The organism is Sandarakinorhabdus cyanobacteriorum (assembly GCF_002251755.1).
In the GTDB taxonomy this organism is placed as follows: Bacteria; Pseudomonadota; Alphaproteobacteria; order Sphingomonadales; family Sphingomonadaceae; genus Sandarakinorhabdus; species Sandarakinorhabdus cyanobacteriorum.
Map to the genome: position 1 here is coordinate 130,979 of NZ_NOXT01000123.1, position 25,384 is coordinate 156,362.

At 65.4% G+C, this 25,384-nt stretch carries 21 protein-coding genes; 13 read left to right on the forward strand and 8 right to left on the reverse strand.

The annotated features are described in order from the left end of the window. Positions 1–173 precede the first annotated feature (173 nt). From CHU93_RS14660 to CHU93_RS14705, 10 genes are all read left to right on the forward strand, one after another. Positions 174–1,616 (forward strand): mannose-1-phosphate guanylyltransferase/mannose-6-phosphate isomerase, encoded by a 1,443-nt coding sequence (locus tag CHU93_RS14660; protein WP_207759291.1) that lies wholly within the window; start codon positions 174–176, stop codon positions 1,614–1,616. A 246-nt stretch (positions 1,617–1,862) separates the two neighbouring features. Further along, the gene (locus tag CHU93_RS14665; protein ID WP_243375702.1) at positions 1,863–2,876 is read left to right on the forward strand and encodes a KpsE/RkpR family capsule polysaccharide export protein; all 1,014 of its coding nucleotides are present in this window, start codon (positions 1,863–1,865) and stop codon (positions 2,874–2,876) included. Further along, positions 2,873–3,667, forward strand: coding sequence for an ABC transporter permease (locus CHU93_RS14670; RefSeq protein WP_094474897.1), 795 nt, complete (start codon positions 2,873–2,875; stop codon positions 3,665–3,667). The genes CHU93_RS14665 and CHU93_RS14670 overlap by 4 nt, the downstream gene beginning before the upstream one ends. Then, a complete protein-coding gene (locus CHU93_RS14675) occupies positions 3,664–4,317 on the forward strand; it encodes an ABC transporter ATP-binding protein (protein WP_094474898.1) in 654 nt (217 codons plus the stop codon). The genes CHU93_RS14670 and CHU93_RS14675 overlap by 4 nt, the downstream gene beginning before the upstream one ends. A 5-nt stretch (positions 4,318–4,322) precedes the next feature. Continuing rightward, positions 4,323–5,588, forward strand: a complete 1,266-nt coding sequence (locus CHU93_RS14680; RefSeq protein WP_094474899.1) for a glycosyltransferase family 4 protein — start codon at positions 4,323–4,325, stop codon at positions 5,586–5,588. Then, positions 5,585–7,627, forward strand: coding sequence for an FkbM family methyltransferase (locus CHU93_RS14685; protein WP_094474900.1), 2,043 nt, complete (start codon positions 5,585–5,587; stop codon positions 7,625–7,627). The genes CHU93_RS14680 and CHU93_RS14685 overlap by 4 nt, the downstream gene beginning before the upstream one ends. Further along, a complete protein-coding gene (locus CHU93_RS14690) occupies positions 7,624–11,229 on the forward strand; it encodes a glycosyltransferase (RefSeq protein WP_094474901.1) in 3,606 nt (1,201 codons plus the stop codon). The genes CHU93_RS14685 and CHU93_RS14690 overlap by 4 nt, the downstream gene beginning before the upstream one ends. Before the next feature lie 47 nt (positions 11,230–11,276). Then, positions 11,277–12,311: a GDP-mannose 4,6-dehydratase gene (gmd, locus tag CHU93_RS14695; protein WP_094474902.1), complete on the forward strand. Its 1,035-nt coding sequence runs from the start codon at positions 11,277–11,279 to the stop codon at positions 12,309–12,311. A gap of 3 nt (positions 12,312–12,314) precedes the next feature. Beyond that, positions 12,315–13,211, forward strand: coding sequence for an NAD-dependent epimerase/dehydratase family protein (locus CHU93_RS14700; protein ID WP_094474903.1), 897 nt, complete (start codon positions 12,315–12,317; stop codon positions 13,209–13,211). Further along, positions 13,204–14,307: a glycosyltransferase family 4 protein gene (locus CHU93_RS14705; protein WP_094474904.1), complete on the forward strand. Its 1,104-nt coding sequence runs from the start codon at positions 13,204–13,206 to the stop codon at positions 14,305–14,307. Before CHU93_RS14700 ends, CHU93_RS14705 begins: the two co-directional genes overlap by 8 nt. Here the strand turns inward: CHU93_RS14705 and CHU93_RS14710 are convergent, their stop codons facing one another. Genes CHU93_RS14710 through CHU93_RS14725 form a run of 4 tightly spaced genes read right to left on the reverse strand, consistent with a single transcriptional unit; the run spans position 14,308 to position 18,403 of the window. Beyond that, on the reverse strand, positions 14,308–15,786 hold the full coding sequence (locus tag CHU93_RS14710; RefSeq protein ID WP_094474905.1) for a capsular polysaccharide export protein, LipB/KpsS family: 1,479 nt from the start codon (positions 15,784–15,786) through the stop codon (positions 14,308–14,310). It lies immediately after the preceding gene. After that, a complete protein-coding gene (kdsA, locus tag CHU93_RS14715; protein ID WP_094474906.1) occupies positions 15,786–16,604 on the reverse strand; it encodes a 3-deoxy-8-phosphooctulonate synthase in 819 nt (272 codons plus the stop codon). Before kdsA ends, CHU93_RS14710 begins: the two co-directional genes overlap by 1 nt. Next, positions 16,604–17,419 (reverse strand): 3-deoxy-manno-octulosonate cytidylyltransferase, encoded by an 816-nt coding sequence (gene kdsB, locus CHU93_RS14720; RefSeq protein ID WP_094474907.1) that lies wholly within the window; start codon positions 17,417–17,419, stop codon positions 16,604–16,606. Before kdsB ends, kdsA begins: the two co-directional genes overlap by 1 nt. A gap of 3 nt (positions 17,420–17,422) precedes the next feature. Continuing rightward, on the reverse strand, positions 17,423–18,403 hold the full coding sequence (locus CHU93_RS14725; protein WP_094474908.1) for a KpsF/GutQ family sugar-phosphate isomerase: 981 nt from the start codon (positions 18,401–18,403) through the stop codon (positions 17,423–17,425). Between the two features lie 95 nt (positions 18,404–18,498). Between CHU93_RS14725 and CHU93_RS14730 the strand changes: the two genes are divergently transcribed. Continuing rightward, the gene (locus CHU93_RS14730; protein ID WP_165768759.1) at positions 18,499–19,173 is read left to right on the forward strand and encodes an HAD family hydrolase; all 675 of its coding nucleotides are present in this window, start codon (positions 18,499–18,501) and stop codon (positions 19,171–19,173) included. Here the strand turns inward: CHU93_RS14730 and CHU93_RS14735 are convergent. After that, the gene (locus CHU93_RS14735; RefSeq protein ID WP_243375703.1) at positions 19,158–19,715 is read right to left on the reverse strand and encodes a sterol desaturase family protein; all 558 of its coding nucleotides are present in this window, start codon (positions 19,713–19,715) and stop codon (positions 19,158–19,160) included. The genes CHU93_RS14730 and CHU93_RS14735 overlap by 16 nt on opposite strands. Before the next feature lie 348 nt (positions 19,716–20,063). Between CHU93_RS14735 and CHU93_RS14740 the strand changes: the two genes are divergently transcribed. Beyond that, positions 20,064–20,798, forward strand: a complete 735-nt coding sequence (locus CHU93_RS14740; protein WP_243375704.1) for an SDR family NAD(P)-dependent oxidoreductase — start codon at positions 20,064–20,066, stop codon at positions 20,796–20,798. Positions 20,799–20,800: 2 nt separating this feature from the next. Here the strand turns inward: CHU93_RS14740 and CHU93_RS14745 are convergent, their stop codons facing one another. Then, positions 20,801–22,285: an LTA synthase family protein gene (locus CHU93_RS14745; protein WP_243375705.1), complete on the reverse strand. Its 1,485-nt coding sequence runs from the start codon at positions 22,283–22,285 to the stop codon at positions 20,801–20,803. Positions 22,286–22,467: 182 nt separating this feature from the next. Between CHU93_RS14745 and CHU93_RS14750 the strand changes: the two genes are divergently transcribed. After that, positions 22,468–23,649, forward strand: coding sequence for a capsule biosynthesis protein (locus CHU93_RS14750; protein ID WP_094474953.1), 1,182 nt, complete (start codon positions 22,468–22,470; stop codon positions 23,647–23,649). 3 nt (positions 23,650–23,652) lie between these two features. Here the strand turns inward: CHU93_RS14750 and CHU93_RS14755 are convergent, their stop codons facing one another. Next, entirely contained in the window at positions 23,653–24,510 is an 858-nt protein-coding gene (locus CHU93_RS14755; protein WP_094474912.1) for a flagellar motor protein MotB, read from the reverse strand. Further along, a complete protein-coding gene (gene motA / locus CHU93_RS14760) occupies positions 24,507–25,373 on the reverse strand; it encodes a flagellar motor stator protein MotA (RefSeq protein WP_094474913.1) in 867 nt (288 codons plus the stop codon). Before motA ends, CHU93_RS14755 begins: the two co-directional genes overlap by 4 nt. Positions 25,374–25,384: the final 11 nt, after the last annotated feature.

A 25,384-nucleotide genomic window follows, 5' to 3' on the forward strand; every position in this document is an offset into this window, starting at 1 on the left:
AACCGGGGCATCGGTGCTGTGGCCGCTTTGAGCAGGAAATGAGAAGCGCGTTTGAAACGTTGATTGGGATGAAGAGACAACGTGCGGGAACGGCTGGGCTTGCCATCAGCGCCATTTTCGAGCGGTGCCTGCACACGATCACGACGGACGCCTGATTTGGAAGGATGCCCGATATGACCGGACCCAAGATCCACCCCGTCATCCTTTGCGGTGGTGCCGGCACGCGCCTGTGGCCCACCTCGCGCCGCAACCAGCCCAAGCAATTCGCCATGGTGATCGACGGCTATAGCCTGTTCCAGCATGCGATCCGCATGGTCGACGCCGAGGCGTTTGCCGCCCCTGTTGTGGTCACCGGCGCCGATCAGCGTTTCCGGGTTATGGAGCAGATGGGCCGCATCGAGCGCGCTCCGGGTGTCATCATCGTGGAGCCGGACGCCCGCAACACGGCGCCGGCAGTGTTGTCCGCAGCCCTGCACCTGCACAGCGTTGATTCCGACGCGCTCATGCTGGTGCTGCCGTCCGATCACCGGATTCCGGACGGCGAGGGCTTCCGGGCTGCGGTTGCTGCTGCAGCCGATCGTGCTGCCGCGGGCGATCTGGTCACGTTCGGCATCCGCCCCGTTCGGCCGGAAACCGGCTATGGCTATCTTGAGCTCAGTGATCCTTCGGCCATGGCCGCAGGCGTTCCGCAGTCGCTCGTGCGCTTTGTCGAAAAGCCAGACGCGATCAAGGCGCAGGCCATGGTGGACGCAGGCCGGCATCTCTGGAACGCGGGTATTTTCCTGATGTCGGTCCGGGCTGTCATTGCGGCCTATGGGGCCCATGCACCGGACATTCTCGCCGCCGTTGACGATGCTGTGGCCGAAGCGCGCACGGAAGGCGGGTTCCTACTGCTTGGCAAGCGTGGTTGGCTGCAGGCCACCAGCATCTCGGTCGATTTCGCCATCATGGAAAAGGCGAGCAATCTTGCGGTCATGCCCTACAATGGTGCTTGGAGCGATCTGGGTGACTGGGCCAGCGTGTGGCGCGATGGCGGGCCGGACGATGAGGGCAATCTGCTCGTCGGTGACAGTCTGGCCTTTGACTGTCGCGACAGCATGATTCGCAGCGAAGTGCCGGACCAGATGGTGGTGGGCCTCGATCTTGACCAGATGGTGGTCGTGGCCACCAATGACGCCGTGCTGGTTGCGCCGCGCACGTCTAGTCAACGCCTCTCGATGGTGGTGAACGAACTGCGCAAGCGAGAACGCGCCGAAGCAGATCGTGGCCGGCGGGATCATCGTCCGTGGGGCTGGTATGAAAGCGTTGCAGTGCGGGAAGGTTTCCAGGTCAAGCAGATCGTAGTGAGCCCGCATCAGGCGCTGTCGCTGCAATCCCATAACCATCGCGCCGAACACTGGATCATCCTGTCGGGTAATGCCCGCATCACCATCGATGACGGCATTCAGGACATCGGTGCCGGCGGCTACGTGTTCATCCCCCTCGGTGCCATTCACCGGCTGGAGAATGTGACCGATGAACCGGTGGTGATGGTGGAAGTCCAGATCGGCAACTATCTAGGCGAGGATGACATTATCCGCTATTCCGACCGCTACGCACGGGTTGAGGCCGTTTGAGCCGGGGCGCCCGACAGCGCAGCAGGATCATTTATCAGCCTCATGACGTCACAACCTGAACCACTGTCCCCCGCGGCGGACGTGATTGCCATTGATCCCTCAAGTCGCCAGCTGCACGCTTCAGCCGGCGGCGTGTCCACTGAGGCCCGCGCACCCAATTTGGTCTTGCGCTGGTTGCGGAAACAGGGGCCGCTGTTCTGGGTCACGGTTCTGGTGCCGGCGCTGCTCGCCGGCTTGTATTTTGGCTTGCTTGCGTCCGACGTCTATATCTCGGAAAGCCGCTTTGTCGTGCGCAGCCCGGAAAAGCCGGCTCGGTCGGGGCTGGGCATGCTGCTCAGCACGGCCGGTTTTTCCAACGCCAGCGAGGAAGTGCGCGCGGCGCAGGGCTTCATCGAATCCCGCGATGCCCTCAGCAGCCTGGAACGTGACGCCCTGGCCCGCAAGGCCTGGGGCAATGATCACATCAGCCTGTTCAACCGGTTCGATCCGATCGGCATCGCTGGCTCGTTCGAAGAGTTGTACTTGTATTACTCAGGCAAGGTTGGTGCCGAATATGACACCGAAACCGGCATCACCACGCTGACCGTGCGGGCTTTCTCGCCTCAGGATGCGCAGGCGATTAACCGCCGCCTGCTCGAAGGGGCTGAGGCTCTGGTGAACCGGCTGAACCAGCGTGGCCAGAGCGATCTGGTGCGCTATGCCGAAGGCGAAGTGGAGGATGCGCGCATTCAGGCCCGCAATGCGGCCCTGGCACTGGCCTCCTATCGCAACCAGTCTGGCGTCCTTGATCCCGAACGTCAGGGCACTGTGCAGCTGCAAATGGTGTCAAAGCTGCAGGACGAGCTGATCGGCGCGCGCATGCAACTGCTGCAATTGTCGGAGGCCGCTGCGCAGAACCCGCAGATCCCGCTGCTGAAGATCCGCATTGCCGGGCTTCGGAAGGCGATCGATGAACAGATTGGCCAGGTGGCTGGCAATTCCAAATCGCTTTCAGCCACTGCCGTCCAGTATCAGCGCTTGCAACTGCAGCGCGAATACAGCGATCGCCGGCTTGCCGCCGCGCTGGCCGCCCTGCAGGATGCCCGCAACGAGGCCCGCCGGCAGAGCGCCTATGTGGAACGCGTGGCTCAGCCCAGCCTCCCCGACGCTGCGATGGAGCCGCGTCGCATCCGTGGGTTCCTGGCCACGCTGACCGTGGGCCTGGTGGCTTGGGGCATCCTGTCCATGCTGCTGGCTGGCGTCAGGGAACACAAGGGATGAACAGTGGCGGCGATTCGCTGGCTGCCGCTTGGGCAATCCAGCGGCGGGTCATCGGCGCCTTGCTGATGCGCGAGATCCTCACTCGCTATGGCCGTCACAACATCGGCTTCCTCTGGCTGTTTGCCGAACCGATGATGTTCACCTTGGGCGTGGCGGCGCTGTGGACGGCAGCGGGAGCCCACCGCATGTCCAACTTGCCGATCGTTGCGTTCGCGCTGACCGGCTATTCTCTGGTGCTGCTGTGGCGATCGATGCCAACCCGGTGTATTTCGGCGATCGAACCCAACCTGTCGCTACTTTATCACCGCAACGTCAAGATTGCCGATGTGTTCTTCGCCCGGCTGATTCTGGAGGCCGGCGGCACCACGATTTCCTTTGTCATCCTCACGCTGGTATTTTGGCTTGGGGGCTGGATCAAGCCGCCGGAGGACGTGCTTCAGGTCGCCTGTGGCTGGTTCATGATGGGCTGGTTCGGCATTGGCCTGGGGCTGACGATGGGTGTGCTGTCGTGGAAGAGCGAGATCATCGAGAAGATCTGGCACCCGGCTGCCTATCTGCTGTTCCCGCTGTCGGGCGCGGCTTTCCTCGTCGATTCCCTGCCGCCCATCGGGCAGGACGTGGTGCTGCTGCTGCCGATGGTGCACGCCACCGAATTCCTGCGCGAAGGCTTTTTCGGATCGGTGATCCGCGCCCATTATGATCTGACCTATATGGCCGCATGGAACGCCGGATTGAGCGTGACCGGCCTTCTGCTGCTGCGCTCCATCGCCAGCCAGGTGCGCCCGGAATGATAAGGCTGTCGGGCGTCTCCAAATCCTATGGAACCGCATCGGGGCCGGTGCGGGTGCTGCAGGGCGTCGATTTCCAGGTCAACCGCGGCGAATCCGTGGGCATCCTCGGTCGCAACGGCGCCGGTAAGTCCACGCTGATCCGTATCATCAGCGGCGCCGAGACGCCCGATGCCGGCACCATCGATCGCCGCATGTCGGTCTCGTGGCCGCTGGCCTTCACCGGCGCCTTCCAGACATCGCTGACCGGCATCGACAATCTGCGCTTCATCTGCCGCGTCTATGGCGTCGATACCGAACGGCACATTCCCTATGTCGAGGAATTCAGCGAGCTGGGCGTGTACCTGCGCGAACCGGTGCGCAGCTATTCGTCGGGCATGCAGGCGCGGCTGGCCTTCGCCCTGTCGATGGTGATCGAATTCGACTGTTTCCTGATCGACGAGATCGTGGCCGTGGGTGATAGCCGCTTCCAGGCCAAGTGCCACGAGGAATTGTTCGTCAAGCGCGCCGACCGGGCGCGGATCATCGTGTCGCACGATCCGGGGTATATCCGCAGCCATTGCGATCGCGCCGTGGTGCTGCAGGGCGGCAAGCTGCACGCGTTCGACACGCTTGACGACGCCTACAGCTATTACACCGAGATGATGGCCTGATCGCCGTGCCGACGCCTGCGCCACTGCTGCCGGCCATCGGAACCGCGCTGCGGCGCGGGGTGAAGCGCCTGGCCTTCCGCCACGAACCGGCGGCCGTGCCTGCGGCTCGCCAGCTGTTCGTCGATGTGTCGGTTATCGTGCAAAAGGATGCGCGCACCGGCATCCAGCGCGTGGTGCGCGCCCTTCTGGCCCAGCTGATGGCGGGTGCCGGGCCCGATGTGGTGGTCCAGCCTGTGTTTGCCAGCCGCGATCACGGCTATGCCCGTGCCGTGGTGGCCGGCGATGGCCGGATCAGCAATGCCAGCGGCCGGCCCGATGTGCTGCAGCCGGTGGTGGCGCGGCGCGGGGACGTGTTCCTGGGCCTGGATCTGGCCGCCCACCTGCTGCCGCATGCCGAAGCCGATCTGGCGCAGTGGCGGCGCGATGGCGTGACGATCGCGGTTGTCGTCTATGATCTGCTGCCGCTGCTGCAGCCCGATTGGTTCCCGCCGCGCACGCTGCGCAATTTCCAGCGCTGGCTGGGCGTGCTGGCTCGGCAGGCCGATCACTGCATCTGCATTTCCCGCACCGTGGCTGATGCGCTCGCCAGCGCCCTGTCCGCCCGCGCGGCGGCACCGCTGCCGCACATCAGCACGGTGCCGCTGGGCGCCGATCTGGCCACCAGCTTCCCCTCGCGCGGGCTGCCGTACGATGTGGCGACGCTGCGCCAGTGGCTGCACCGACACCGCACCCTGCTGGCGGTGGGCACCATCGAACCGCGCAAGGGCCACCGCCAGTTGTTGGCGGCGCTGGAGCATCTGTGGCGGGCGCAGCCCGAAAGTGACATCGCCCTGCTGCTGGTGGGCCGCCCGGGCTGGCAGACCGCCGATCTGCAGGCGGAGCTGCGCCAGCATCCTGAACGGGGGCGGCGGCTGATCTGGATCGACGATGCCAGTGACGAACTGCTGGGCGAACTTTATTGTGCCACCGCCGGGCTGGTGGCGGCATCGCACGGCGAGGGCTTTGGCCTGCCGCTGATCGAGGCGCTGGCCCAGGGCGCACCGGTGCTGGCGCGCGACCTGCCGGTGTTCCGCGAAGTGGGCGGTGACCTGTTTGATTATTTCGCCGATGATGCGCCGCAGCCGCTGGCGGCACGGCTGCAGAAGTGGTTGGCCCATCGCCGCCGCCCGGATCCCGGCGCCATTGCCGCGCTGCCGCGCTGGGCCGACAGCGCTGCCGCCCTGGCCGCCTGCATCGGCGTGCCGCTGTCACGCGCGGGCAGCCCGGCATGACCATCCTCAGCCACGGCCAGAATTTCGAGGATGTGCGCCTGTGGCGGGCGTTCCGCGATGTCGCCTGCGGTCGCTACCTCGATATCGGCACCCAGGATCCGGTGCAGGATTCGGTCAGCCTGGCCTTCTACGAACGGGGCTGGCGCGGCGTGCATGTCGAACCCACGCCGGCCTATGCCGCCGCCATGCGGGCGGCGCGCCCCGATGAAACGGTGATCGAGGCGGCGGTGTCGACCGCGCCCGGGCCGATCCGCCTGTTCGAAATCCCCGAGACCGGGCTTTCGACGGGCATTGCTGCGATTGCCGAACGCCATGCCGGCAACGGCTGGACGTGCCGGGAAATCACCGTGCCCACCGTCACCCTGGCCGGGCTGTTCGATCTCATGGGGTCTGATCCCATCCACTGGCTGAAGATCGACGTCGAAGGCATGGAAGCCGACGTGCTGGCCAGCTGGGGTGATCATCCTGCTCGCCCGGCGGCACTGGTGATCGAGGCGACCGCGCCGACGACACAGGATCCCACGCACCACGATTGGCATGCGCTGGTGACGGATCGAGGCTATATCGACGTGCTGTTCGATGGCCTCAGCCGTTATTTCGTTCACGAAAGCCATGCTCACCGCGGCGCCGATCTGGCCCTGGCACCCAACGTGTTTGATGGCTTCCACGTCGGGCCCACCCATTTCACCGCCAAGGCACTGGCACGCCAGCAAGAGACGGAGCGTGCGGCAGCGCACGGGGCTTGGGCAGCCGAACGTGAGGCCAGTGCGGCCCGTCATCACGCCGAAATGGCCGCGGCCCAGGCCGAAGCGGAGTCGGCGCGTGCCGATGCAGTTGCGGCGCGTGCCGAAATGGCTGCAGCCCAAGCTGAAGCGGAGTCGGCGCGTGCCGATGCAGTTGCGGCTCACGCCGAGATGGCTGCAGCCCGGACTGAAGCGGCGCAGCTTGCCGAACGACTGGCCGCCGAAGCCCAGGCGCATGCGGCGGCCATCGCGGTGGTCCAGGCCCGGCTGGAAGGGCAGGAGCAACTGGCCGCGACCCGGGCACAGGCACTCACGGCCGCGGAAGCAAGCATCGCGGAACTGCAGGACCTCCGCCTGGACCAGTCGCGCGAAACCGGCCGCCTGGAAGGGCTGCTGGCCGCAACGCAGCAGCAGGCCGCCGCCCTCGCCAGCGAGGTGGCGCGGCTGCAGGACCATATCGCCTGGCGCGAGCGGCTGCTGCAGCAGGCGGCCGCGCTGCTGGCGGCGATGCCGCGCCCGCTGCCCGGCTGGCGCGCCCACCTGGCAATCAAGGCTCATGCCCGCGCGGTTGCCGGTCACCAGGGCGCCATCGCGCGCTGGCAGGTAGACAGCCTGGCCGGCACCCCGGCGGGATTGTCGCAGGGGGCGGAATTGACACTCGCCAGCCAAGGTGTGGCTGATCCACAAGGCATTCACGGGGGCTTTGATACCATGGAAAGCGACGGTCCGATCACGTCGGTGCCCAGGCTGCTGGCGCCGCACGATCGCGAATTCATCCGCACCGCCTATCAGTCCGTTCTGGGCCGCGCGCCCGATCCTGATGGAGAGGCGCATTTCCTGGGCCATCTGCGCGCGGGTGTGCACAAGCTGACGATTCTGCGCCATCTGCGCCAGTCGGACGAAGGCCGCGCCTTCATCCCCGGCGTGGCCGGGCTAGACCGCGCGATCAGGCGCCATCGCCGCGCCAATCTGCCGGTGATTGGCGCGCTTTTCCGCCTGTTCACCGGCGCGGAAGGCAATGGCGCCACGCACCGGCAACTGCGCATCCTGGCCAATGATCTGGGCCGGATGCGCGGCGAACAGGTCGGTCTGGCCGCCATGGTGCAGCAACTGGCCCAGCGCCCGGTGGTGGTGGCCGAGGCCGCCCCCGCCCCCGCGCCGCCGCCCCCGCCGGCATGGGCAGTGCAGCCGCCCCGCCTTGATCCCGGGCCGATGCCCGAAACCTTTGACAGCACCGAGCGCCGTCTGCTGTCCAGCCTGCGCCTGTTCGCCCTCACACGTGGAGCGCCTTCGTGAAGCTGCTTTTCGATCTCCAGGCCCTGCAGAACGGCAGCCGCACCCGGGGCATCGGCCGTTATGTCCGCAGCCTGTTCGATGCGCTCGCCCGCCGCAAGGACATCGAGCTGTACGCCCTGCTCAACAGCGCCTTTGCCGAAACGCTTGACGCCGCTCGCGACCATGCCACCGCCCGTATCGGCGCTGCACGCGTGCTGGTGTTCCCCGGCCTGGCGTCCACAAGCGAGATTGAGGATGCCAACCTTGCCCGGCGGCAGTTGAGCGAAGCGGCTTATGCAGCGTTCCTTGATCAGCTGCCTTTCGATGTCGTGCTCAATGGCTCCATAGTGGAAGGCTTCACCGACGAGTCCATCGCCCGCTACAGCCGCGATCGCGATTATCTCGCTGCTGCGGTCGTTCACGACCTGATTCCAATGTTCGACCTCGACCATTATCTCGGGTGGCACAAAGCTCGGAAATGGTACTTCGACCGTGTCTCGGTGGTGGAAGATTGTGACGTCATCCTGACGAATTCGGATTCGTCACTGCGCGAGGTAGCCCAGTTTCTTTCCAACCCGCGTGAAAGCTGCACGACGATTTCGGCCGCCTATGACTCGGCGATTTTCAACGCCAACGGGCCGGACGCAACAGGGCTATTGAAACGGCTTGGCATCACCAAACCCTTTGTCATGCACACCAGTGCCGTTGAGCCACGCAAGAATTTTGATGGGCTGACCAGGGCTTTTGCAGCCATGCCTGACGCTGTCAGGTCAGGCCATCAGCTTGTGTTCGTCGGCAAGGCCAACGAAATTGAACGTGTGGATGAATTGCGCGCCTTGGCGGTTTCGCTTGGCATTCCGTCTGCCGATCTCGTCATGCCGGGGTTTGTTGCCGATGATGATCTGGCACGACTCTATCGCAGTGCGCAGCTGTTCGTGTTCCCGACTTTCCATGAAGGATTTGGGCTGCCAGCGCTGGAAGCGATGGCGTGCGGCTGTGCCACCATTGGTTCGAACCTCACCAGCATCCCCGAAGTCATCGGAAATCCCGAGTATCTGTTTGATCCACACGATTCGCAGTCAATTGCGCAGCTGATGGCTGGCCTGTTGACTGATCCGGCCCGCCATGAGGCTGCTGTGCGCCACGCCCGGAGCCAAGCCGCCACATTCAGTTGGGATACGGTGGCCGATCGCGCCGTGGCGGCGCTCTCGGCCGCCGTTGCCCGCCGCCCGCAGCGCCAACCGGTTGTCCCCAGTGCCCGCAGCATGGCCGGCCGGATCGCCGGAATGATCGATCTGGCCAAGTGCCCGCCCGAAGATGTCGAAATGTTGGCGCGCTGCCTTGCCGCCAGCGAAGACGCCCTGACGACGTATGCCGCCGTCGCGATGCCAAAGAGGGGGAAGACGTGGCGTATCGAAGGCCCGTTCGACAGCACTTACAGTCTGGCGCTGGTCAATCGTGAAACCGCCCGCGCGATGGCCGATTTCGGCTGGACGGTGGCACTACACAGCACCGAAGGGCCGGGCGACTTTCCACCTGATACAGCCTTTCTGAAGGACAACCCCGATCTGGCCGCGATGCATCAGCGCGCCACCAAGGGCAGTCAGAAGCGCAGCTTTGCGGCCAGTCGTCTGCTTTATCCGCCGCGCGTCGCAGACATGGGCGCGCCGATAAACGCACTGCATCATTATGCATGGGAGGAATCGGGCTTCCCGCACGCATTGGTGGATGATTTCAACGCCAGCCTGACGATGATGACGACACTTTCGACCCACGTCGAAAAGATCATGATCGACAACGGCGTCAGCGTGCCGCTGGTCACCAGCGGTTGTGGTGTCGATCATTGGGACCGCATCGTGCCCGATCCCGGCTACCGCGTCGATGCGCGCGGCTTCCGCTTCCTGCACGTGTCGTCATGCTTCCCGCGCAAGGGCGTCGATGCCTTGCTCGCCGCCTATGGCCATGCGTTCAGCTTCGATGACGACGTGTCGCTGGTGATCAAGACGTTCGACAATCCGCACAATGATCTGCGCGAACAGCTGGCGGCGCTGCAGGCGCAGAACCCGCGCTATCCCCATGTCGTGATGATCTTCGGCGACATCTCCGATGCCCAGCTGAAATCGCTTTATGGCCAGTGCCATGTCATGGTTGGCCCCAGCTTTGCCGAAGGCTATGGCCTGCCGTTTGCCGAAGCCATGCTGACCGGCATCCCGGTGATCACCACCAACTGGGGCGGCCAGCTGGATTTCTGCAACGCCGGGAACAGCTGGCTGGTCGATTACCACTTCGAACGGTCCACGTCTCACCTGGGCGTCTGGTCATCGGCCTGGGCCCGTGTCGACGTGGCGGGCCTGACCCAGGCCATGCGCGACGCGCGTGCCACCAGCCCGGCCCGGCGCGCGGCGATGGCAGCGCGGGGACGCGAACAATTGCGGGCCCGCCACAAATGGACGGATGTGGCCCGCCGCTTGTCGGCCGCCGCCGCCACCCTGCCGGCGCGGCCGCAGCGTGATCCACACATCGGCTGGATCAGCACCTGGCACAGCAAGTGCGGCATCGCCACCTATTCCCAGCATCTCATCAAGGAAATTCCTGGATCAGTTACTGTATATTCGCCAGAAAATGAAGCGAAGTTGCTTGGCGTCGATCATTCAATCCGAATATGGAAACAGTCCAAGTTTGACTCAAATCTATGGAAAATTCCACTTCATGCGTCGATGTCTCAGGTGGATGTTGTCGTTATACAGTTCAATTTTGCCTTCTTTGATCACGCTGATTTGAGTGAGCTTGTCCGAGCCTTGAAGGCCATGAACAAGAAGGTCGTGATTGTTTTGCATTCGACGGTTTACCCGTTCAACGATCATAATCCGCAGAATTACCATCTGGAATGGCTGGTTGCCACTCTGTTGCAATGCGACCGAATTCTCGTGCACGCGATCAAGGATCTGAACCGATTGAAAGACATCGGGCTGGTCGAGAATGTTGCCCTGTTTCCGCATGGTGTGCTGCGCCGGCCAGAGCCCCCGCAGGCCCGTTCACCGTCCAGGTGCCCTACCATCGCAACTTATGGCTTTGCATTGCCGCATAAGGGCTTGCCCGAAATGCTGGAGGCAGTTCGCCTGCTGCACGACCGCGGGCGCCATGTCCGGCTCAAAATGGTCAACGCAGAATATCCAGCCGAGGTTTCAACGGCCTTGATCGAGCAGCTGAAGACAAAGGTAGGCCAGTTACAGCTGTCTCAACATGTGGAAATGCATAACCGTTTCCTCCCGGACGACGAGAGCATGGCGTTGCTGACTGACACCGATCTCGTGGTCTTTCCATATCAGAACACGGACGAATCGGCCAGTGGCGCGGTCCGGTATGGAATGGCGGTGGAGCGTCCGGTGGCGGTGACCCCGCTGCCGATCTTCGGCGATCTGGATGGCGCCACCTTCCGCCTGCCGGGCACAAGCGCGGCCGATCTGGCCCATGGAATTGCCGCCACGCTGGACGCGCTTGCCGCTAACACGCCAGATGTGGCCGCCATCGCCGAACGGGCGGCAAGCTGGCGCGATCAGCATGATTACAATGTGGTTGGCCGGCGCCTGTTCAACATCTGCAAGGCCCTTGCCAACCGCTAGCGCAATCGCCAGTGCAAAGCTAACGAGATCAGCAATCAGGAATATCTATGAAAACCGCCATCGTCACCGGCATCACCGGGCAGGACGGGGCCTATCTGGCCGAACTGCTGCTCGGCAAGGGCTATACCGTCTACGGCACCTACCGGCGCACCAGCTCAGTCAATTTCTGGCGCATCGCCGAATTGGGGATCGAGGGCCATGCCAATCTGAAGCTGGTCGAATATGATCTCACCGATCTGTCGGCCTCCATCCGTCTGCTGCAGTCCACTGGCGCCACCGAGGTTTATAACCTGGCGGCGCAAAGCTTTGTTGGCGTGTCATTTGATCAACCGGTCACCACGGCCGAAATCACCGGCATCGGCCCGCTGAACCTGCTGGAGGCGATCCGCATCGTCAATCCGGCGATCCGCTTCTACCAGGCCAGCACGTCGGAAATGTTCGGCAAGGTGCAGGCCATCCCGCAAACCGAAACCACGCCCTTCTATCCGCGCAGCCCCTATGGCGTGGCCAAGCTTTATGCCCACTGGATCACGGTGAACTATCGCGAAAGTTATGGCATCTTCGGATCGAGCGGCATCCTGTTCAACCACGAAAGCCCGCTGCGTGGCCGCGAGTTCGTGACGCGCAAGATCACCGACAGCGTCGCCAAAATCGCGCTGGGCAAGCTGGATTGCCTGGAACTGGGCAATCTGGATGCCAAGCGCGACTGGGGCTTTGCCAGGGAATATGTGGAAGGCATGTGGCGCATACTGCAGGCCGATCAGCCCGAAACCTATGTGCTGGCCACCAACCGCACCGAAACCGTCCGCGATTTTGTGGCGATGGCTTTCAAGGCGGCGGGCATCATCGTGGAATTCCGCGGCAAGGATGAAGGCGAAACCGCCGTCAATACCGCCAGCGGCCGCACGGTCATGCGGATCAACCCGGCCTTCCATCGCCCGGCCGAAGTCGATCTGCTGATCGGTGATCCAGCCAAGGCCAAGGCCGAACTAGGCTGGGAGCCGCACACCAGCCTGGAAGAGCTGTGCCGGATGATGGTGGAAGCGGACCTGCTCCGCAACCGCGCCGGCTACTCGTTCTGATCGATGGCACGGGTTCTTGTCACCGGAGCCAATGGCTTCACCGGCGTTCACCTGCTGGAACGGCTGGCGCGCGATGGCCATGAACTGCATGGGCTTGCGCACGGCGGTAGCGATGCACATCCACTGCTGACCGCTGCCCACGCCGCCGATCTGCGCGACTTGCCGGCGCTGGCCGATGTGGTGGCACAGGTGCAACCCGATTGGGTGGTGCACCTCGCCGCTATCGCGTTCGTCGCCCACGGCGATGCGGCCGAACTTTACAGCAGCAACATCCTGGGCACCCGCAACCTGCTGCAGGCACTCAGCACGGCGCCGCGCCGCCCCGATGCCTTGCTGATCGCCAGCAGCGCCAACGTCTATGGCAACCGCCGCGAAGGCGTGTTGGATGAAAGCATGACCGCTGAACCGGCCAATGACTATGGCATCACCAAGCTGGCCTGCGAGCAACTGGCGCGTCTGTATGGCGATCGCCTACCGATCATCACGGTGCGTCCCTTCAACTACACCGGGCGCGGGCAGGGCGAACAGTTCCTGATTCCCAAGATCCTTGCCCATGCTATGGCCCGCCAGCCAGTGATCGAGCTGGGCAATATCGACGTGGCGCGCGATTTTTCTGATGTGCGCGCCGTTGTGGATGCCTATGCCCGGCTGCTGGAAACGCCGGCAGCGATCGGCGGGCTGTTCAACGTCTGCTCTGGCGAAGCCCGCACGCTGGCCGAGGTGATCGCGTTGGTGGATCAGATCTCCGGCCACCACATGGAGGTTCGGGTCAACCCAGCCTTTGTGCGCGCCGATGAGGTGAAGACGCTCTGCGGCAGCCGGGCGCTTCTTGAATCGGTGATCGGGCCGCTGGCCATGCCGCCGTTGGCCGACACGATTGCGTGGATGCTTGGTGACTGAGCCGCTCAATGTCACGCTGTCGGTTGATGCGCTCAGCCCGCGCCTGACCGGTATTGGCCGTTACTGCCTAGAACTGGTGCGTGGCGTGCCAATTGTGCCGGGTGTGGGCGACGTTCATTTTGTGCGTGGCGCGCATTGGGTTGATGATCCCGAAGCGTTGCTGACAGACGACTGGGCGTCGCCGAAGCGAGGCCGCATCGGCCGCTGGCTTGAACGGCGCCGCAACCAGCGCCGTCAGCGCAGGTCAGTGGTCCACGGCCCGAATTTTTTCCTGCCCGACTGGGCCGAGCGGGGCGTCATTACCGTCCATGATCTGTCCGTGCTGCTCTATCCCGAAACCCATCCCGCCGAACGGGTGCGTGATTTCGAACGCCGTTTCCAGTCCAGCCTTGATCGGGCGGCGGAGATCATCACCGACAGCGAAGCCGTTCGGGGCGAGATCCTGTCGATGCTTGGGGTGCCGGCTGAGCAGGTTAAGGCGATCCCCTTGGGCGTGAGCCTCGCGGCCGTTGAAGCGGATCCGCTCGCGTTGCAGCGCTTGGGGCTTTCGCATCGCGGGTTCTGCCTTTGTGTCAGCACATTCGAGCCGCGAAAGCGGATCGATTGCCTGGTCAGGGCCTATGCCCTGCTGGATCCAGCCTTGCGCAAGGCCGTGCCCCTGGTGCTGGCCGGGGCGAGCGGCTGGCGCAATGAAGCACTGAATGGCCTGATCGAAACGGGCGTTGCCCAAGGTTGGGTTAATCGGCTGGATTTCGTGCCGGATGCGCTGCTTGGCGCCCTTTATGCCGGTGCTCGGCTGTTCGTTTATCCGTCCCGGTATGAAGGGTTCGGCTTGCCACCAATCGAGGCAATGCACCACGGCATTCCGACCATGGTGGGCGATGCGGCGACGCTGATCGAGGTAACAAAGGGCGCGGCGCGAGTGGTTGACGCCGATGATGTCGAGGCCTTTACTGACCAGCTGGCCGACGCCCTGGAAGACTCCCTGTGGCAGGCAGCGGCAGCAGAGGCTGGACGGACCGTGGCCGCATCTTATCGTTGGCAAGACAGTGTGGAGGCTACTGTCGCTGTATATCGCCACGTTGCAGGACGCTGATCAGCGCCCCAGCAGGCGGCGGACCCGACCGGCCGTGCGGCGGACGGCGATGACGGCGCTGGCCTTGGCATCCAGCGCCGGCGCGGCGGCGGTGAGGCGCTGCACCAGAACTTCGGCTGGGCAGGGCAAACCGGTTTCGGGATCCAGGTAGCGCGGATAAAGAAGATAGGCGGCGGCCACCAGCTCGTCGAGCGTGCGCCGCGCCGTGCGGCGGGGCGGCACTGGGCCGCGATCGGTGGTGAGGCCCCAGCCGGCATAGAAGGGCACGCCGTGCACCGTCACCGGCTTGTCGCGCAACAGCGCCTCGAACCCGGCCAGGCTGGAATTCACATGCAGTTCGTCAACCATGGCGATCAGCGCCGCCATCGACGCGGCGGTTTCGACCTGATCGGCCAATGCCGCCATATCGGTTGGCGCAATCATGCCCTTGCGGTGGCCGGCCAGCACATCGGGGTGCGGCTTGTAGATAAGGAACGCATCCGGGCCGGCTTCGGCGCGGGCGCGGCGCAACAGTTCGAGATTGGAGGGCAGGGCGCCGCCGCTGGTCACCGCGCGGTCATCCTCCACCTGGCCGGGCACCAGCACGTGGCGGCGCGCACCGCCGGGGCGGGGCAGGGCTGCCACCGTACCCCGTTCATATTTGGACAGGCCAGCGGCAACGATCGCTTGGCGCAGCGCCGCCGCCCGTTCCACCAGATCGGCCGGAAACACGCCTTCCTGCAGCAGGCGTTCAATCCCGCTTGGCCGTGTCGGATCGAAATGCACGCCGTCGCCATCAACGCTGATCGACAACGGCGGCACGCAATCGGCACCCAACCCGGCCGAGCGCAGGAAGCCATCCTCCACTTCCAGCACAGGCCGGTTCCCCAGCGCCCGCACTTGCGCTGCCGACAAGCGCGACCGCCACACCGCCACGCGGTCGCCATCGGCCAGCACTGGCATCCCGCGCTGGAATGGCGCCTCAAGGCCATTCCACAGCAGCGGCGCCACCGTTGGCCGCTTCCAATAGGCAAAGCCCAGAGCAGCCGTGATACCGCGATTGCTGTCGATGAGCTGGCGCCAAAATCCGGCCAGCTCAATCGCCTGCACCGCAGAGATGGCATCACCACTGAAGGGATCTCGCCAAGCCCAGCCGGTCAGATGCGCCCTGACCAGCGCGGAGCGATCAACCGCCTCGCCACCGGCCAGTTCCAACGGCACGCCGGCGGCCAGCGCCAGCAGGGTGCGCGGATCCTCGGCCGGCAGCACCACAAGTTCGGCTTTGTCCAGCAGCGCCCATGGGTCGGCATCGGCCGGCCAGTTGGCGGCCGTCAGCACGGCTGGGCCAGCAATGGCCTGGCCCCAGTAACAGCCACCCACCCGGTGCCGGGCCAGCGCAGCCAGCAGCGTGTCTGCATCGCCAAGCCCGTCACCGCCTGGCAGCGCAAAGGCCGGCAGCCGCGCGCCCGGAAACGGCGGGATGGCCAGCACCGGGCGCATCAGGCCAGGGCGGCGATGGCGATCAACTGGCGCAGCAGGCCAGGCAGGTCTGCCAGCGGCACCATGTTGGGCCCGTCAGACAGGGCGCTGTCAGGCTCTGGATGGGTTTCCATGAACAGGCCATCCACGCCCACGGCCATGGCGGCGCGGGCCAGCGGGGCGACAAACTGGCGCTGGCCAAGCGACCGGTCGCCGCCACCGCCCGGCAGTTGCACGCTGTGCGTGGCATCAAACACCACCGGACAGCCCATTTCCCGCATGATCACCAGGCCGCGCATGTCCACCACAAGGTTGTTGTAGCCAAAGCTGGAGCCGCGTTCGCACAGCAGGATATTGCCATAAGCCACCCCGGCCGTACCAGCGGCAGCGCGTGCCTTGCCCAGCACCGCGGCCATATCGGCCGGAGCCATGAACTGCGCCTTCTTGATGTTCACCGGGCGGCCGCTGGCGGCGGCGGCACTGATCAGATCGGTTTGCCGCGCCAGAAAGGCTGGCGTCTGCAGCATGTCCACCACTTCGGCCACCGGCGCCACCTGATCAGGCAGATGCACATCGGTCAGCACCGGCAGGCCGGCTTCGCGCCGCACCTTCTCCAGCACGCGCAGGCCTTCCTCCAGCCCATGGCCGCGAAAGCCCGTCACGCTGGTGCGGTTGGCCTTGTCGAAGCTGGCCTTGAAGATCACCGGTATGCCCAGGTCGTCGCCAATGCGATGCAACCGCTCGGCAACGCCAAGGCACAGTGTCTCGCTTTCGATCACGCACGGACCAGCGATCAGGAACGGCGGCGCGCCAGGCGCACGCGTGAAGGACGGCAACATCAGATGGGCTCCACAGCGGCACGCCGGGCCAGCGCCGCCTCGATCAGCGGCACATCGCTGGGGTTGTTCAACTCGATCAGATCCCACGCCGGCGCCGCGCAGTGGGCAGCGCCCACCGCCAACCCGGCATCAACGAAGCGCAATTGTTCCAGCCCCTCTTGCAGCTCAAGCGGGGCCGGGCCCGCCGCGACATAGGCGGCCAGCGCCGCCGGGCGATAGGCGTAAAGCCCGACATGCAGCAGCACCGGCGCCATCGGCACGCTGCCCGGCGCGATGTGCGGGATGATCGATTTGGAAAAATACAGCGCGCGGCCATCGCGGCTGCACACCGCGGTGGTGCCGCCCACACGGCCGGCGGCGGCATCGGCCTGCAGATGCGCCAGCACCGCCGGCGTCGCTGGCATCACGGCCGTTGCCAGCGCCAGATCAGGCCGCGCCACGGCCAGCGCAACCACGGCCCGCACCATGGCAATGGGCGTCAATGGTGCATCGCCCTGCAGATTGACCACCAGGTCGGGAACTTCGGCCAGCCCGGCCAGTGCCGCCGCGCACCGCTCCGTGCCGTTCAGGCACGCTTCCGGCGTCATCACCACATCCATGCCCAGCGCGCTGCAGGCATCGGCTATACGGTCATCATCCGTCGCAATCACGCACGCCACATCGCCGGGCAGGGCGGCCGCGGCGGCGCGGGCTGCGGCCCAGCTCTGGCTGATCGCCGGGCGTTGCACCCCGTCCGCACAGCGGATCATGGTCAGCGGCTTGCCAGGAAACCGGCTCGACGCGAACCGGGCCGGGATGATGATCGCTGTGCGCACCCGTCACTGCCCCCAGGGCGGCGATGCGGCAATGTCATAGATCTGCACCGCACCCACCGGCTGGCGCGAGCCGGCATCCGGCACCACGAACAGCACAGTGATGCGATTGGCGCGCATCAGTTCCAACGCATCCTCTACCGATGCGCCGCGCTCGATCAGCTTGGGCTGCGGTGTCATCACATCCCGGGCGGTGGCGGTGGCCACATCGCAAATGTGGCGGCGCAAGTCGCCATCGGTGATCACGCCCACCAGGTCGCCCGCGCCATCCACCACACCGGTGAGGCCCAGGCGTTTTTCGGTCATCATCGCCACCACGGCATCCATGTTGGCGCTGGCCGGGACCAGCGGCAAGCGACCGCGTCCGTGCATCACATCGGCCACGGCCCGCATGCGCCGGCCGATTTCGCCGCCGGGATGCAGCGCGCGGATGTCATCGCCCGACAGCCCGCGCGCCCGCATTGCGGCCACGGCCAGGGCATCTCCAAGCGCCAGCATCATCGTCGATGAGGTCGTGGGCGCCATGCTGGCCGTGCAGGCTTCCGGCATCGGCGGCAGGGTGAGCGCGATGTCGGCCTTGCGCAGCAACAGCGAATCGCGATTGCGGGACACGCCGATGATGGGCACACCCAATCGCGCGGCATGGGCATAAAGCGGCTGCAGTTCGGCCGAATCCCCGCTGTTCGAATAGATCAGCAACAGATCGCCCGGCATCACCATCCCGGCATCGCCATGGGCGGCTTCGGCCGCGTGCACGAAATGGGCCGGGGTGCCGGTGGCCGCCAGGGTGGCCGCCACCTTGCGGGCGATATGGCCGGATTTGCCCATGCCCGACACCACAACCCGTTGCCGGCAAGCCAGGATGGCCGCCACGGCATCGCCAAAGCTGCCGTTGATCATTTCGCCCAGCCGCTGCAACGCCTCGGCCTCCAGGGCAATCACGGCGCGGCCGTTCTGCTGATGCTGTTCGGTTGGTTGGCGCAACATGGTCAATCCTGTCTGGCCAGCAGGTAGGGGCTGCCCGTGCCTGGCTGCCCTGTCAATTCTTGACAGCGGGGGAGCAGCCGAACAGGCAGATGCTGATGAACGCAACGCAAAAGCTGCCCAAACCCCTTCGCCACATCCTGTTCGATCTGGATGGCACGCTGGTTGATAGCGTGCGAATCACCTGCACAATCATTGATAGCATGCTGGCCGAACGCGGTCTTGCCCATCGCGCCGATCCGGCGCTGGCCCGTGCCATGGATGCGATGGGCGGCGTCGCCATGATCAGCGCGGTGATGGGCGTTCATGCCCGGGACCCGGCGGCCGATCTGGCCGAATTCCGCGCCCGGCATGCCGTGGCGGCAACGCCGGCCGATCTGCCCTTTCCCGGCGTGGTGCCGGCGCTGTCCCGGCTGGCCGCGGCCGGCATTGGCCTTGGCATCTGTTCCAACAAGCCGCAGGCCCTGTGCACCAAGATCCTGGGCGATCTGGGCCTGGCCGGCCATTTCGCCGCGATCGTCGGCGCCCAGCCCGACCTGCCGCGCAAGCCGGCGCCGGATGCTGCCCGGCTGGCGCTTGCCCGCATGCAGGCCGATCCCGGCCAGTGCCTGTATGTTGGGGATTCGGCTGTGGATGTGGCAACGGCTGCCGCAGCGGGCTTGCCGGTGGCCCTGGTTGCCTGGGGCTACGGCTTCGAAGCGGCCCGAGCGGCCGCACCGGATACGATGGTCCTGCATGATCTGGCCGAACTGGCCGTTCACAGCGACGAATGACGCGCCGGCTGCTTGACATCACGCCCCGGCACGATCCGCGTGCGCAGCAGTCGGTCCCACATCATGCCGGTGATGGCGAAATTGCCGGCTTCGTGGTGGTGATGATGGCGCATGTGATGGGTCTTCAGCGCGCGCGCCAGCCGGCCCTTCATCGGCCATTGGTGGCAGGCATAATGCACCAGGTCATAGGTGACATAACCCACCATGAAACCCAGAAACATCCAACTGCCAGCCGGACCGATGGCGGCCAGCATGATCGCCCAGATCAAACCGCCAACGGGCAGGCTGACAATGGGCGGCATCAGATTGCGCAGCGGATCATTGGGCACCGCGTGGTGATTGCCATGCATCACGAACACCGCCTCCGCGAGGCGAGTTGATGCCGGTTGCCAGTGGAAGACATAGCGGTGCAGGGCATATTCGGTCAGCGTCCACAGCACGCCGCCTGCCAGGAACAGCAGGATGGCCGGGCCGAACGATGCGGTTCCTCGAGCCGCCAGCGCGATCAGTGGCAGGCTCACCGCCCACAGGGCGATGAACATGCTGGCAGAAATAACCGTAAGCTTTTCCAGCCAACGATTGTTAAACAGCCTGATTCGAGACTGGGCAGACGTCATTGCTCGCGCTCTCAACATGAGAAGACTGCCATAGTCAAGGGACAAGCCACGCAGTGGGGCGCGGCAAGCCAGTTCGCCAAAGGCTTGTGCATTCTTGGCAATTCGTGACAATATTGTGAATGCTGCAATGCAACATCTTGATCGCAAACCCACCCCTGGCGCCGTGCGCATTTGGCCTGTGAGCACAGCATGAACATTCGGCAAGGTGAACAGAAGCTGTCTGCGCCCAGTGGCAAAACGCAGCCCATCCCGCCGGTCCTTCGGGCGACGCTGGTGACCGGTGCATCAGGCGCCCTGGGCGGGGCTCTGGCGCGACAATCTGCCGTGTCCGGTGAGGCGCTTCTGCTGTGGGGCCGCGATGCGCTCCGGTTGGCGGCCGTGGCTGATGATTGCCGCGCCGCCGGGGCGCTGGTGCAGGTGCGCCAACTTGATCTGGCCGACACTGATGCCATGTTGGCGGCGCTGGCCGCCGACGATGGGGCCTGGCCGATTGCCAGCGCCCTGCTGGTCGCCGGCCAGGGCGATGCCGTGCCCCCGGGCCAGGATCTGGAGCCCCCGGAGCAAGTGGCCCGGCTCGCCAATGTCAATCTTGGTGCGCCGGCCGCGCTCGCCACGGCGCTGGCTGGCCGCATGGCAGCGCGCGGGCAGGGGCGCATCCTGCTGGTTGGATCGGCAGCAGGCTTTCATGCCTTGCCGCACGCACCGGCCTATGCCGCCAGCAAGGCCGGCCTGGCCCGCTTTGCCGAGGCCCTGCGCCTGGCGGTGGCGCCGAAGGGGGTGCAGGTCACTCTCGTCTCTCCCGGTTTCATCGATTGGGCCGGCGGGGGCCGTCCCATCCCGCGTCCGCTCTTGATCCCGCTTGATGTCGTCGCCCGCCGCATCCTCGCCGCATTTGCTGGTGGGGCAGGCCACGCCATCATCCCGCGCCGCTTTGCCCTGCTGCGCCTGTTGGATCGCCTGTTGCCGGGCCCGCTGCGCGCCGCCGTGCTGCGCCGCCTGAACGCCTGATCTCAGGCGGTGATTGCCGCGATCAGTGCGCGGTGCAGGTCGGCCGGGGTGCGATCAACCGCGCCATCAGGCCCCGGCACAATCGCGCCATCACTGCCAAAGCGCAGCATCACATAAGGCGTGCGCCGATCGCCACCCGGCATCACCGCGCCGGGAATGGACGGCCGGTGATCGCCATAAAACAGCAGAACGGCCGGCCGCCGCAGCGCCGCGACCCCGTCGATCAAGCGTGACAGCATCGCATCGCCGCGCCGCACCAGCGCCAGATAGGCGCTCGACATGCTGCCATGGCTGCCCGCCTGATCCACTGGCCAGGGCCCGTGGTTCTCGATCGTCACGGCATGGATCAGACACGGCCCTTTGGCCGCCTCCGCCCGCGCCAGGATCATATCGGCAATGGCCGCATCGCCCACATATCGGCCCTCCGCCGGGGCCGCAAAGGCCTCAGGCCCCACCAGTTCGGCAAAGCCGGCGGCCGGCAGGATGCGTTCCCGCCCATAAAAGCGCAGATCATGGGGGTGGATGAACAGGCTGGTCCAGCCAGCGCGCGCGAGCCGGGCGGGCAGGGCATGGCTCGCCTCCCCCAGCGCGGTCAGATAAGGATCAAAGCGGCGAAAGCCCAGGTCCGCCTCGTCCCGGCCAAAGATCACGCCATATTCCGTGCGCATCGTGTAGGCGCCAAATCCCGACACCAGCAGGCCACCATGGGCCCAGGACTGCCGCCGCGCCGCCGCGAGCCCCGGCAGCGCCAGCTCCGGCGCGCCAAACAGATCGGCCGGATCAGCAAAGCTTTCGCATTGCACGGCAATCACCAGCGCAGCGCTGGCCGGCGCCGGCAACCCATCCTGGCACGGCTGCGGATCAGCACTCTGCCGCCACCGCCGCCAGTGCAGCAACAGGGTTGGCAACAGGCCGTGCCGGGCCACATCGGCCTCAGCATCGGGGCAGGGCGCCAGATCGCGCCAGCGCGGCAGCCGCAGCGTGATGGCAAGCAGGGCCAGCACCGCGCCAAGCAGCACCAGCCCTTCCATATGTGGCTGCAACGCAGGCGAGAAGGTGAGGGCGAGGCCCAGCGCCAGCCCCGCAGCCCCCAGCACCAGCGCTGCCAGCTGCCAGCGTTTCAGCGCGTCCAGATAAAATTGCGGATGGCGGAACACGGCGCCCACCAGCACCAGATCGGTGAACAGCAAGGGCTCGCCCAGCACCGCGGCCTTGGCATTGGACACCAGCGCCAGCGCCAGCGCCAGCCCGGTTGCCACCAGCGCTGCGACCGGGGCGTTGCCGGCCAGCGCCAGCACCAGGCCAAACAGGCCCAGCACCAGCAGCTGGCCCAGCCACAAGCCAGCCAGCGATCGGCGGCCCATGGGCCGCACCAGCCCATCGGCGGCAGCGGCGCTGCCCAGCATCAGGGCGACAAGGATTTCAATGCCCATTGGCCGGCCGCCATAGCGGGCATGGCGCGGCCTGTCATCTTGCCGGCGCAGCACGGTCTGCCCCCCTCTCGCCTTGTTCACGCCCAATTCACGGGCAAAAGGCTCGACAAAGCGTTGTGCTTGCCGCAATGGCCGGCGCCCGTTCTGCCAAGAGCCTGCCCCCGGTGCCCGTCCAGCCTAGTCCTGCCACCATCACCCCCAGCCAACCCCGCAGCGTCTTGCTGCTGCAGGGGCTGATGGGCCCCTTGTTCCGGGCGCTGGGCAAGGGGCTGATGGCGCGTGGCCATGTCGTTCACAAGGTCAATTTCAATGGCGGTGACCGGGCCTTCTGGCGACTGCCCGGCGGGATCGACTATCGTGGCACCCTGGCCGATTGGCCGGCCGCACTGCGCGCCATCATCCAGCGCCACAATGTCACCGATGTGATGCTGTTCGGTGATTGCCGCGACCATCATGTCGAAGCCAAGGCGGTGTGTCGCGAACTGGGCGTGCGGGTGTTCGTGTTCGAGGAAGGCTATGTCCGCCCCGATTGGGTGACGATGGAGGAAGGCGGCGTCAACGGCAATTCCAGCCTGCCGCGCGATCCGGCCTGGTATCGCCAGACAGCGGCCGCCCTGCCACCCGTGCCGCCGCACGGCCGCGTCTTGTCCAGCTTCCGCCGCCGCGCGCTGGAAGGGTTCGCCTACAACGCTGCCGACGTGCTCAGCCGCTGGCATTATCCCCACTGGAACAATCACCGGCCCTGGCACCCGCTGGTCGAAGGCATGGGCTGGCTGCGCAAGCTGTGGCGCAAATCCGATCGCGAGGCGGCGGGCCAGGCGCTGATGGCCCGGCTGGCGGCAGGCGGCGCGCCCTACGTGCTGTTTCCGCTCCAGCTCGACAGTGATGCCCAGATCCGCATCCATTCGCCGTTCGTCGGCATCGCCGATGCGCTGAAAACCGTCATCCAGTCCTTTGCCGCCCACGCGCCCGCCGATCTGCGCCTGCTAGTGAAGGAACATCCGCTCGACAATGGCGTGCGCGACTGGGCGCAGGAAACCGCCGACATCGCGAGCAAGTTCAAGGTGGCCGATCGGGTGGACTATCTGGTTGGCGGCGATATCGAGGCGATTGCAGCCGCCGCCCGCGGCATGGTGACGATCAACAGCACCACCGGCACCCTGGGCCTGGCGCTCGGCGTGCCCGTCGTGGTGCTGGGCCACGCCATCTATGATCTGCCCGATATCACCTGCCAGAACGGGCTGGATGATTTCTGGGCCAATCCAACGCCGCCCGACGCCCAAAGCTTTGCCGCCTTCCGTCGTGTCCTGATTGATCGCTGCCTGATCCCCGGCGGCTTCTTTTCAGGCGAAGCGCTGGATCGCGTCGTCAAACATGCCATCGCCCGCTTCGAAGGCGTGCCGCTGCTGCCCGAATAGCGGTCAGGCCGGATCGTCATACAGCAGGGTGATGCTGATCCGCCGGTTGCGCGGGTCGGTGGGATTGTCCTTCACATAGGGGTCGGTGTCGGCCACGCCTTCGATGCGGCGGAAACGTTCGCCGGGGATGCCAGCGCCCATCAGCAGCCGCCGTGTGGCATCGGCACGGGCAGTTGAAAGACTCCAGTTGGATTTGTCGCCCGACCGGGAAAAGCCCAGCGCATCGGTGTGGCCGCGCACGGTCAGCCGGTTGGGCGTGTCGCTGATCGCCTGCGCGACCGTCTGCACCAGCCGGCCGGCGGCCTGGGTGGGGGCGGCGGTGCCCAGCGCGAACATGGTGAAATCGGCGCGCTCCACCAGATCGATGCGCAGGCCATCGCGGGTCTTCACGAATTTCACCTGGCCCTGCAGGCCCTTCAGGGTCGGGTCCGCCGCCATCTTGCGCTTGATCAACTGGGTCAGCTGATCGAACGCCTGGCGCTGTGCATCGCGGCCCTGGCCTTGTTCACGGTCGGGGCTGGGGGTGCTGTTGTCGCTGCCCGCTGCGGTCACCGGCCGCCGCCCTTCGGTTTCCGGCCGCACCGACGTGCCATCGGGCGCCACCACCGATTTGCCGCCGAACAGGCCGTTCGATCCACCGCTGTTCTGCAGCTGGATCACGGTGGGGGTGAAATAATCGGCAATCCCCTTGCGCTGCTGCTCGTTGGTCGCCCCCAGGATCCACAACAGCATGAAAAACGCCATCATCGCCGTCACGAAATCGGCATAGGCAATCTTCCACGCGCCGCCGTGGTGGCCATGGCCATGGCCCTTGACCTTCTTGATGATGATTTCGGGTTCGATCAGGCCTTCGGGCTTCACTTCGCCGTCCTCATGCCATCAAAAATCTCGCTGAACGTCGGCTGGTGGGTGGGACTGATGGCGGTGCGGGCGGCCTCGATCACCAGTGGTTGCGGCTGGCCTTTCAGGGTCGCCACGATCACGCGGCGCACCACCAGGTAAATCTCGCTGTCCTCATCGATCACCGCCTTCAGCCGCGATGCCAGCGGGCCCACCATGCCGTAACTCAGCAGCACGCCCAGGAAGGTGCCGACCAGCGCCGAACCCACCATGGCGCCCAGGATGGCCGGCGGCTTGTCGATGCTGCCCATCGTCTTGATCACGCCCAGCACGACCGCCACGATGCCCAGCGCCGGCAACGCGTCCGACATGGTCTGCAGCCGCTCCACCGGTTTCAGGGCAGCGTGATGATGCGTCTCGATATGGGTGTCGATCACCTCCTCCACCGCCATGGGGGACAAGGTGCCGGTGGAAACCACCAGCAGCCGGATCGAATCCGTCACCAGGCTGATGAAGAAATGATCGCCGGCAAACTGGGGATATTCGGCAAAGATGCTCGATGATTTCGGGTCCTCGATATGGGGTTCCACGGCCGTTGGCCCATCGGTGCGGAACAACCGCATCAACCGCGCCGTCAGGAAGATCGCCGCGCCATAATCGGCCTTCTTGTACTTGGGGCCCTTCACCACGCGGCCCAGCCCGCCGCCCATCTCCTTGATGCCCTTGATGTCTGTCGCCACCAGCGTCGCGCCGGCCGCCGCCCCGCCAATGATCAGGAATTCGTGCGGCAGCGCGTGCAGCACCGGGCCCAGGCTGCCGCCGGTGATGGCAAAGCCGCCAAACACCATGACAATCAGCACGACAAGTCCAACGATGGACAGCATGGATAGGCGGG

What these genes read in the sequence shown, in the direction of transcription:
- CHU93_RS14660 (WP_207759291.1), top strand. Translation starts at nt 174, where the DNA reads ATGACCGGACCCAAGATCCACCCCGTCATCCTTTGCGGTGGTGCCGGC.
- CHU93_RS14670 (WP_094474897.1), top strand. Translation starts at nt 2,873, where the DNA reads ATGAACAGTGGCGGCGATTCGCTGGCTGCCGCTTGGGCAATCCAGCGG.
- CHU93_RS14675 (WP_094474898.1), top strand. Translation starts at nt 3,664, where the DNA reads ATGATAAGGCTGTCGGGCGTCTCCAAATCCTATGGAACCGCATCGGGG.
- CHU93_RS14685 (WP_094474900.1), top strand. Translation starts at nt 5,585, where the DNA reads ATGACCATCCTCAGCCACGGCCAGAATTTCGAGGATGTGCGCCTGTGG.
- gmd (WP_094474902.1), top strand. Translation starts at nt 11,277, where the DNA reads ATGAAAACCGCCATCGTCACCGGCATCACCGGGCAGGACGGGGCCTAT.
- CHU93_RS14700 (WP_094474903.1), top strand. Translation starts at nt 12,315, where the DNA reads ATGGCACGGGTTCTTGTCACCGGAGCCAATGGCTTCACCGGCGTTCAC.
- CHU93_RS14710 (WP_094474905.1), bottom strand. Translation starts at nt 15,786, where the DNA reads ATGCGCCCGGTGCTGGCCATCCCGCCGTTTCCGGGCGCGCGGCTGCCG.
- kdsA (WP_094474906.1), bottom strand. Translation starts at nt 16,604, where the DNA reads ATGTTGCCGTCCTTCACGCGTGCGCCTGGCGCGCCGCCGTTCCTGATC.
- CHU93_RS14725 (WP_094474908.1), bottom strand. Translation starts at nt 18,403, where the DNA reads ATGTTGCGCCAACCAACCGAACAGCATCAGCAGAACGGCCGCGCCGTG.
- CHU93_RS14730 (WP_165768759.1), top strand. Translation starts at nt 18,499, where the DNA reads ATGAACGCAACGCAAAAGCTGCCCAAACCCCTTCGCCACATCCTGTTC.
- CHU93_RS14735 (WP_243375703.1), bottom strand. Translation starts at nt 19,715, where the DNA reads ATGTTCATCGCCCTGTGGGCGGTGAGCCTGCCACTGATCGCGCTGGCG.
- CHU93_RS14750 (WP_094474953.1), top strand. Translation starts at nt 22,468, where the DNA reads ATGGGCCCCTTGTTCCGGGCGCTGGGCAAGGGGCTGATGGCGCGTGGC.
- motA (WP_094474913.1), bottom strand. Translation starts at nt 25,373, where the DNA reads ATGCTGTCCATCGTTGGACTTGTCGTGCTGATTGTCATGGTGTTTGGC.